9 protein-coding genes are annotated in these 7555 nt (G+C 73.8%); 1 reads left to right on the top strand and 8 read right to left on the bottom strand.

The features are described from left to right. Nucleotides 1-290: 290 nt before the first annotated feature. On the bottom strand, nt 291-494 hold the full coding sequence (locus OEY_RS0116950) for a cold-shock protein (RefSeq protein WP_003935252.1): 204 nt from the start codon (nt 492-494) through the stop codon (nt 291-293). A 392-nt stretch (nt 495-886) separates the two neighbouring features. Between OEY_RS0116950 and OEY_RS0116945 the strand changes: the two genes are divergently transcribed. Further along, the gene (locus OEY_RS0116945; RefSeq protein ID WP_010595031.1) at nt 887-3232 is read left to right on the top strand and encodes a DEAD/DEAH box helicase; all 2346 of its coding nucleotides are present in this window, start codon (nt 887-889) and stop codon (nt 3230-3232) included. 7 nt (nt 3233-3239) lie between these two features. Here the strand turns inward: OEY_RS0116945 and OEY_RS0116940 are convergent, their stop codons facing one another. From OEY_RS0116940 to ssd, 7 genes are all read right to left on the bottom strand, one after another. Next, the gene (locus tag OEY_RS0116940) at nt 3240-3584 is read right to left on the bottom strand and encodes an Rv3654c family TadE-like protein (protein ID WP_010595030.1); all 345 of its coding nucleotides are present in this window, start codon (nt 3582-3584) and stop codon (nt 3240-3242) included. Continuing rightward, nucleotides 3581-3895, bottom strand: a complete 315-nt coding sequence (locus OEY_RS0116935) for a TadE family type IV pilus minor pilin (RefSeq protein ID WP_017681224.1) — start codon at nt 3893-3895, stop codon at nt 3581-3583. Before OEY_RS0116935 ends, OEY_RS0116940 begins: the two co-directional genes overlap by 4 nt. Nucleotides 3896-3912: 17 nt before the next feature. After that, nucleotides 3913-4116 (bottom strand): DUF4244 domain-containing protein, encoded by a 204-nt coding sequence (locus OEY_RS0116930; protein WP_026137874.1) that lies wholly within the window; start codon nt 4114-4116, stop codon nt 3913-3915. A gap of 42 nt (nt 4117-4158) precedes the next feature. Beyond that, nucleotides 4159-4791: a type II secretion system F family protein gene (locus OEY_RS0116925; RefSeq protein WP_010595027.1), complete on the bottom strand. Its 633-nt coding sequence runs from the start codon at nt 4789-4791 to the stop codon at nt 4159-4161. Continuing rightward, on the bottom strand, nt 4755-5555 hold the full coding sequence (locus OEY_RS0116920) for a type II secretion system F family protein (protein WP_010595026.1): 801 nt from the start codon (nt 5553-5555) through the stop codon (nt 4755-4757). Before OEY_RS0116920 ends, OEY_RS0116925 begins: the two co-directional genes overlap by 37 nt. Beyond that, nucleotides 5552-6724: a TadA family conjugal transfer-associated ATPase gene (locus tag OEY_RS0116915; protein ID WP_010595025.1), complete on the bottom strand. Its 1173-nt coding sequence runs from the start codon at nt 6722-6724 to the stop codon at nt 5552-5554. Before OEY_RS0116915 ends, OEY_RS0116920 begins: the two co-directional genes overlap by 4 nt. Further along, a partial coding sequence (gene ssd / locus OEY_RS0116910) for a septum site-determining protein Ssd (protein WP_010595024.1) occupies nt 6721-7555 on the bottom strand: 835 nt, incomplete at its 5' end. The genes ssd and OEY_RS0116915, both read right to left, overlap by 4 nt.

Genomic DNA, 7555 nt, shown 5'->3' with positions numbered 1-7555 from the left:
CCCCCCCCGCCCCCCCCCCCCCGCCACGGCTCGTCCACGACCACGGAGATCCGCGCGCCGTCACCGGAGACCACCGCGTGTCCGTGCGCGGCCAGCAGACCACCGAGGTCGGCCGGGTCCGGCGGCATCACCTCGGCCCCGAAGAACGACAGTTGACTCACTCCCCCGTCCTTCCTTCGCTGCCTCCCGCAGAAACAGATCGTCCCCCATCACCGAGGGTGACGGGGGACGATCGAGGCTTCGGTCCTTGCGGACCGAGTCACGTCAGGCTCCGGCAGGAGCGTCGACGATCAGAGCGCGCGAACGCCGGTGGCCTGCGGGCCCTTGGTGCCCTGGCCGACCTCGAACTCCACGCGCTGGTTCTCCTCCAGGGTGCGGAAGCCGCTGCCCTGGATCTCCGAGTAGTGGACGAAAACGTCGGCGGAGCCGTCCTCGGGAGCGATGAAGCCGAAGCCCTTCTCCGCGTTGAACCACTTCACAGTGCCCTGTGCCATGCTTTTCCTTCTCTTTCTAACACCGGATGCGGCGGTTCGCGGGCGGGGGCCCCGCGGGGCCGGTTCCGACCGCTGTACTTCTTGATCCCCCCACAGGAAGAGCAAAGCACCGCGCTCGCAACCATCGATCCTGCGAGCCGTGCACTTTCTCAAGTCACCGAACACAGAAGCTGCGACCGATGTCAGTGAACCACGTTCGGGGCGCCGACAACAGTAGGAGGGCGCACAATTCGCCCGAAAATTTGATCTTGTACATACCGACGGTACGATTACTCGTCGGTACGGTTACGTCGATGTTAACCCGCGCGCGGGTCGCACACCGACCGAACGCCGGGAACGACGGCCGACTACGCTGGTTTCCCATCCCGACCGCATCCTCCGGAGTACCCAGTGTGACCAGCTCGCCGCACCGCCGTCCCGTCGGCGACGGGCCGACGAGCTTCGGCCACGAACTGCTCGAACGAGTTCTCGAGGGCACCCCGGCCTCGGAGCACCCCCTCACCCACAGCGCGGAGCTGCCCGCCCGCGAGGTCCGGCACACCGACTGGCCGGACTGGGCGTCCGACGCCGTCGTCCGGGCCCTGCGCGCGACGGGTGTGCCCCGGCCGTGGAGCCACCAGAGGGCGGCCGCCGACGTCGCCGCCGGCGGGGAGCACGTCGTCGTCTCCACCGGCACCGCGTCGGGCAAGTCCCTCGCCTACCAGTTGCCCGTGCTCACCGCACTCGTCGAGGACCCGCACGCCACCGCGCTGTACCTCTCCCCCACGAAGGCGCTCTGTGCAGACCAGTTGCGCGCCGTCACCGACGTGACCGCCGCCGAGCCCGAACTCGGTCGGGTGCACGCGTGTGCCTACGACGGTGACACCTCCACCGAACTGCGGCAGTGGGCGCGCAGCCACTCGCGGTGGATCTTCACCAACCCCGACATGCTGCACATGTCGATGCTGCCCGGGCACGCCCGCTGGTCCCGGTTCTTCCGCCGACTGCGCTACGTCGTGGTCGACGAGTGCCACTCCTACCGCGGCGTCTTCGGCTCCAACGTGGCCCTGGTGCTGCGCCGGCTGCGACGGATCGCCGCACGCTACGGTGCCCGACCGGTCTTCGTCCTCGCCTCCGCGACGACCGCCGACCCCGGCGCCGCGGCGTCCCGGCTCGTCGGCGCGCCCTGCCGGGAGGTGACCGAGGACGGCTCCCCGCACGGCCCGCGCACCGTCGCGCTGTGGGAACCGCCACTGCTCGAGCAGGTGACCGGCGAGAACGGCGCCCCGGTGCGCCGCGCCGCCGGAACCGAGGCCGCGCGCATCCTCGCCGACCTCGTCGTCGAAGGTGCCCGCACCCTCGCCTTCGTACGGTCCCGGCGCGGCGCCGAGTTCACTGCGCTCGGCGCACAGCGGCTGCTCGCCGAGGCCGCCCCCGAACTCGTCGATCGTGTCGCCGCGTACCGCGCCGGCTACCTCGCCGAGGAGCGGCGCGAGCTCGAGGCTGCTCTGGCGGACGGCCGTCTGCTCGGTGCCGCCAGCACCAACGCCCTGGAACTCGGTATGGACATCGCCGGCCTCGACGCCGTCGTCGTCGCCGGATTCCCGGGCACCGTCGCGTCGTTCTGGCAGCAGGCCGGCCGGGCCGGCCGCCGCGGCGCGGGATCGCTGGTCGTGCTCGTCGCCCGCGACGATCCACTCGACACCTACCTCGTGCACCATCCGGCGGCGCTGCTCGACAAGCCCGTCGAGGCGACGGTCACCGACCCCACCAACCCGTACGTGCTCGGTCCGCAACTGCTGTGCGCTGCGCTCGAGCTGCCGCTCAGCGACGCCGAGGTCGAGGAGTTCGGCGCGGCCGACGTCCTCGCTGCCCTGGCCGCCCAGGGCGCGATCCGGCGGCGCCCGCACGGCTGGTTCGTCACCCCCGACACCCGTCCGCACTCCGACATCGACATCCGCGGCGGCATCGGCACCCAGATCGCCATCGTCGAATCCGACACCGGACGGATGCTCGGCACCGTCGACGGCGGCCGGGCACCGGCGACCGTGCATCCGGGCGCGGTGTACCTGCACCGCGGCGAGTCGTTCGTCGTCGACGAGTTGCACCTCGACGACGGGATCGCGCTCGTGCACGCCGAGGAGCCCGAATGGTCCACCTCCGCGCGGGAGATCACCGACATCGTCGTGACCGCCGTGACGGAGCAGCGCTCGCTCGGTCCGGTGACCGTGGGCCTCGTCGAGGTGGAAGTGACCCATCAGGTGGTCTCCTACCTGCGGCGACTGCCGTCCGGCGAGGTTCTCGACAGCACCGAACTCGATATGCCGTCCCAGTGCCTGCCGACGCGCGCAGTGATGTACACCGTCACCCCCGAACTGCTCGACCGGTGCGGAATCGGACCGGAACGGGTACCCGGCGCGCTGCACGCCGCCGAGCATGCCGCGATCGGGCTGCTGCCGTTGGTGGCGACGTGCGACCGCTGGGACATCGGCGGGGTGTCCACGGCGGTGCACCCGGACACCGGGCTGCCCACCGTCTTCGTCTACGACGGGCATCCCGGCGGCGCGGGCTTCGCCGACCGCGGTTACGCGCGCATCGCCGAATGGCTCGGGGCGACCCGCGCGGCCGTGACGGCCTGCGAGTGCGCCGCCGGCTGCCCGTCGTGCGTGTACTCCCCCAAATGCGGCAACGGCAACGACCCGCTCGACAAGGCCGGGGCGGTCGCTCTGCTCGGCGCGGTGCTCGACGCCCTCTCCTGACCGGCGCTCACTCGACCGGCCCCGCCCGCGCGATCGCGCGGGCCTGCCGCCCACCCGGCAGCGCCACCGCGGCCTCGACCTCGACGACCGCGTCCCAGCCGTCGACGGTGCACGAACGCACCTGCACCCGCATCCGCGCCGCGATCCGGTTCGCTTCCGAGCAGGCGGTGCCCGATCCGCGGTCGAGTGCACCGGCCACCGCGAGGGCCGCCAGGTCGGCCGCCCCCTGCGCCCGATGCCGCGTCGCGACCCCCGCGCCGATCTGCACGAGCAGTCCGGTGACCGCGATCAGCGCGGCCGCCACGAAACACGCCACCACGCTCGCGCTCCCCCGATCGTCCCGGAACGTCACTGCGCCACTTCCGGTTCGAACGCAGCCACGGCCTCCGCGGTGAGCGTCACCGCCGGCAGCAGCGGACCGTCCGCTGTCACCGTCGCCACGACGAGGTCGCCGTCGGGGCGCACGGAGATCCGTGCGCCCTCCGGGGCGATCCGCGCCGCCACCTCCACCGCCCGCGTCCCGTCGCCACGGGCCGCGAGCCGGGCGGCTTCCCGTGCGGCGTCCTGGCATCGGAGCTGACTCGAAATACACAGCACCGCACCGAGACACAGCACGAGGACGCTCACCAGCGCGGTGAGGGCGATCGCCGCCTCGACGGTCACCCCACCGTCGTCCCCGCTCACACCGCCGTGTTCAGTGCGCGCTCGACAATGCCAGTGAGCGCAGTGACGATGTTGTCGCCGGTGACGACCGTGTAGAGCACGGCCCCGAACGCCGCCGCCGCGATCGTACCGATCGCGTACTCCGCGGTGGACATCCCGTCCTCCGCCGCGACGGCACCGCTCAGCCGTTGCACGACCGTACGAATTACGTTGCCTACCATGGTTCCTCCCCTCCTCCGGCGCGGACCGTCCGCGCCGACGTCTCACAACAGCCCCTCACCGAGCACGCGTCCCGCGAGCCCGATCACGACGGGCACGATGCCCAGGCACACGAACGCCGGCAGGAAGCACAGTCCGAGTGGGCCGCTGACCAGAACCCCGGCACGCTCGACGGCTGCAGCCGCCCGGTCCTCCGCTCGTTCGCGCTGCCGCTCCGCCACCTCGGCGACGATGCCCGACAGCGGGGCACCGGATCGTGCCGATCGCCGCGCGGCGCGGGCGAAGGCCTCCAGCGCCTCCGTCTCGTCGTCGGATCCGTCGGCCGTCGCCTCCCCGAGACCGCTCCACGCCTCCGACGGCGCGGCCCCGAGCTCGAGACGGTCGGCGCCCCGCCGCAGGGCCAGGGCGAGCGCGGGCGGTGCCGAGTCGGCCACCGCCCGTGCCGCGGTCGCCGTCGGAAGGCCGGCGCGCAGGCAGGCGGCCATCAGGTCGAATGCGGCCGGCACGGCGTGCGGGTCGTCCGGGGCGCCGCCGGTTCCGGTGGCTTCCCCGGAGGCCGCGGCCCCGGCAGTCCGGCACCGTCGCGTCCGCAGGTCCGGCAGGATCACGAGCGCCGCGGCCAGGCAGACCAGCGCTACGGTCACGATGCCACCCCCCTCGCGATCCGGTCGGTCCACAGCAGTCCGGCGCACCCCAGTGCGGTGCCCACCACCAGCAACACCCCGCCGAGACCGTCGCCGAGCAGCACCGACACCGGCGACGCCCCCATCATCTGCCCGAGCGCCACACCGAGCGCCGGCAGAGCCGCGAGCACCGCCGCCGTCGCGCGGGCCCCCGCCAGTCCCGCTTCGGTACGGGAGCGCAGGCGCATACGACCGGACAGATCCGCCCGTGCGGCCGCGAGGAGTTGCGCCAGCGCCAGCCCGTACCGGTCGGACACCTCCCAGGCCCCGGCGACCCGATCGAGCGACGCGGCGATCCCCGACGGGTCCGTCGCGCGGGCTACCGCGCGCAGGCCGTCGGCTGCGCTTCCGCCGAGCCGGGCCCGCGCCGCCGCGACACGGAAGGCATCGGCGGTGGGCCCGGTCGTCTCCCGTGCCGCCGTCGCACACGCCTCGGCCGGATGGGTGCCCACCTCCAGCTCGGCGACGACGGTTTCGAGACCGGCGAGCAGGGCCCGCTGTTCGGCGTCACGGGCGCGGTCCCGTCGGCGTCGCCGCACCCGGCGCACGGTGGTGCCGGCGACGACCGCCGCCGCGACGGCGGGGGCGACGCCGAGCAGCAACACCGGGAGGACGCACAGCACTGCCGTCACCTCCTGCGGCGGTCGCCACGGCCGTCCGGCGACGACTGTCGTGCGCAGCGACCGCAGTCGCGGCGCGGCGACCGTCGCCGGTGCGACCAGCAGGGCCGCGGCCAGGCACAGGGCGGTCGCGGTCACGGCGCCTCCCGTCGCCGGAAGAGCTGTTCGAGCCGGTCCATGCCGGCCTGCGTGCCGCGCTCGTGGGTCCACGCGGGTGCGACGACGACACCCGAGACCTCGTCGCGCTGCACGACACCGATCTCCGTCAGCCGACGGGTTCCGTCGGGGGTGCGGTGCACGTGCAGGACTACCTGCACCGCTGCGACGAGCTGACTGTGCAGGGCGGCGCGGTCCAGACCGCCGAGCGCGGCGAGGGCTTCGAGCCGCGCCGGCACCTCGTCCGGAGAATTGGCGTGCACGGTGCCTGCACCCCCGTCGTGACCGGTGTTCAGCGCGGTGAGCAGATCGACGACCTCGGCGCCGCGCACCTCGCCGACGACGATGCGGTCGGGCCGCATTCGCAGCGCCTGCCGGACGAGATCGCGCACCGCGACCTCCCCGACGCCCTCGACGTTGGCGGCTCGCGCGACGAGCCGCACGACGTGGGGATGGGCGGGCGCCAGTTCCGCCGCGTCCTCGACGCACACGATCCGCTCACCCGGATCCACGGTGCCGAGCAGCGCCGCGAGCAGGGTGGTCTTGCCCGCACCCGTGCCCCCGACGACGAGGAAGGCGAGCCGGGCGGCGACGATCCGGCGCAACAACACGTAGGCGTGCGGGTCGACGGCGCCGCGATCGCGCAGCGCGTCGAGTCCCTGGGTGGCGGGCCGCAGCACCCGCAGCGACAGACACGTGCCACCCTGTGCGACGGGCGCGAGGACGGCATGCAGGCGGACACCGAAATCGCCGTGCCCGGGCAGCCGGCCATCGACCCACGGTTGGGCGTCGTCGAGCCGCCGCCCGGCGAACAGCGCGAGGCGCTGGGCCAGTCGCCGCACCGACGCCTCGTCGGGAAAGGCGACGGAGGTGAGCCGCAGCCCGCCGCCGCGGTCGACCCAGACGCGGTCGGGGGCGGTGACGAGTACGTCGGTGACGCCGGGTTCGGCAAGCAGCGCTTCGAGCGGGCCGGCGCCGGACAGCTCGGTCTGCAGATGCCGCAGTGCCGTGAGCAGATCGAAATCGCCGAGAACCCCGCCGGATTCGGCACGCAGCGCAGCGGCGACACGGTCCGGCGTGGGCTCGCCGGCCTCCGTCGCGAGACGTTCACGGACCCGGTCGAGCAGCTCGGCAGTGAGGACGGCGCTCATGCTGCCCACCGCGATCCCGGCTCGGGACCGGCCAGCACGTCGAGGACCGACTCGGCGGCGTGGACCAGGGGCGAACGACGTCCGAGCCGCAGTCCACCGCGTTCGAGTGCCGCGGCGAGGCCGGGCTGCGCGCGCATCGTGGCGATCAGCGGCAGCCCCACCACCTCGGCGACGTCCCGGCCACGCAGTCCGCCGGGGGCCGGGCCGCGCACGACGATGCCCTGGTTCGTGTTCTGGTCGGCGACCCAGCCGGCGACCCGCCCCGCGGCGAGGGCGGCACGCACACGGGCGGGGACCACCAGCACGGCCAGGTCGGCCGCCGCCACCATCGCCTCGGCGGCCGGCCCGCGGCTGCGCGGCACGTCGCACACCACCAGGTCGCCCGAGCGGCGGACGGTGTCGAGCACCGCGGTGACGGCGGCGGGGGCCGGCTCGGACGTGGACTCGCGATCTGCGGAGAGCACGCCGAGTCCCGGAAGCCATTCGGGCACCGCATCCCGCAGCGACCGGGCGGAGAGCCGGCCGCGATCGACGGCCAGGCCGGACCAGCGGACACCCGGCCGCTCCTCGATTCCCGTGAGGACGTCCAACCCTCCGCCCAGGGGATCACCGTCGACGAGAAGTGCTCCCGCACTGTGCCGGAAGGCGGCGACGGTCCATGCCAGGGCGGCCGCGAACGTGGAGGCGCCGGCGCCGCCGCAGCCGCCGAGTACGGCGACGACGTGCCCACCCCCGGTGTCGGGTTCGGCGGCGGTGCCGAGCACCGTGAGCAGTTCGACTTCGTCGTCGGGCAGGCCGACGACGTGTTCGGCCCCGACGGCGGTGGCGGCC

Origin of the sequence: Rhodococcus sp. P14 (genome assembly GCF_000256505.1) — a bacterium.
Lineage (GTDB): Bacteria > Actinomycetota > Actinomycetes > Mycobacteriales > Mycobacteriaceae > Rhodococcus > Rhodococcus ruber.
This window is presented reverse-complemented; position numbering and strand designations above follow the sequence as displayed.

Excerpts from the sequence above, each read along its gene's own strand:
- OEY_RS0116915 (WP_010595025.1), bottom strand. The coding sequence starts at position 6,724 with ATGAGCGCCGTCCTCACTGCCGAGCTGCTCGACCGGGTCCGTGAACGT.
- OEY_RS0116930 (WP_026137874.1), bottom strand. The coding sequence starts at position 4,116 with ATGGTAGGCAACGTAATTCGTACGGTCGTGCAACGGCTGAGCGGTGCC.
- OEY_RS0116950 (WP_003935252.1), bottom strand. The coding sequence starts at position 494 with ATGGCACAGGGCACTGTGAAGTGGTTCAACGCGGAGAAGGGCTTCGGC.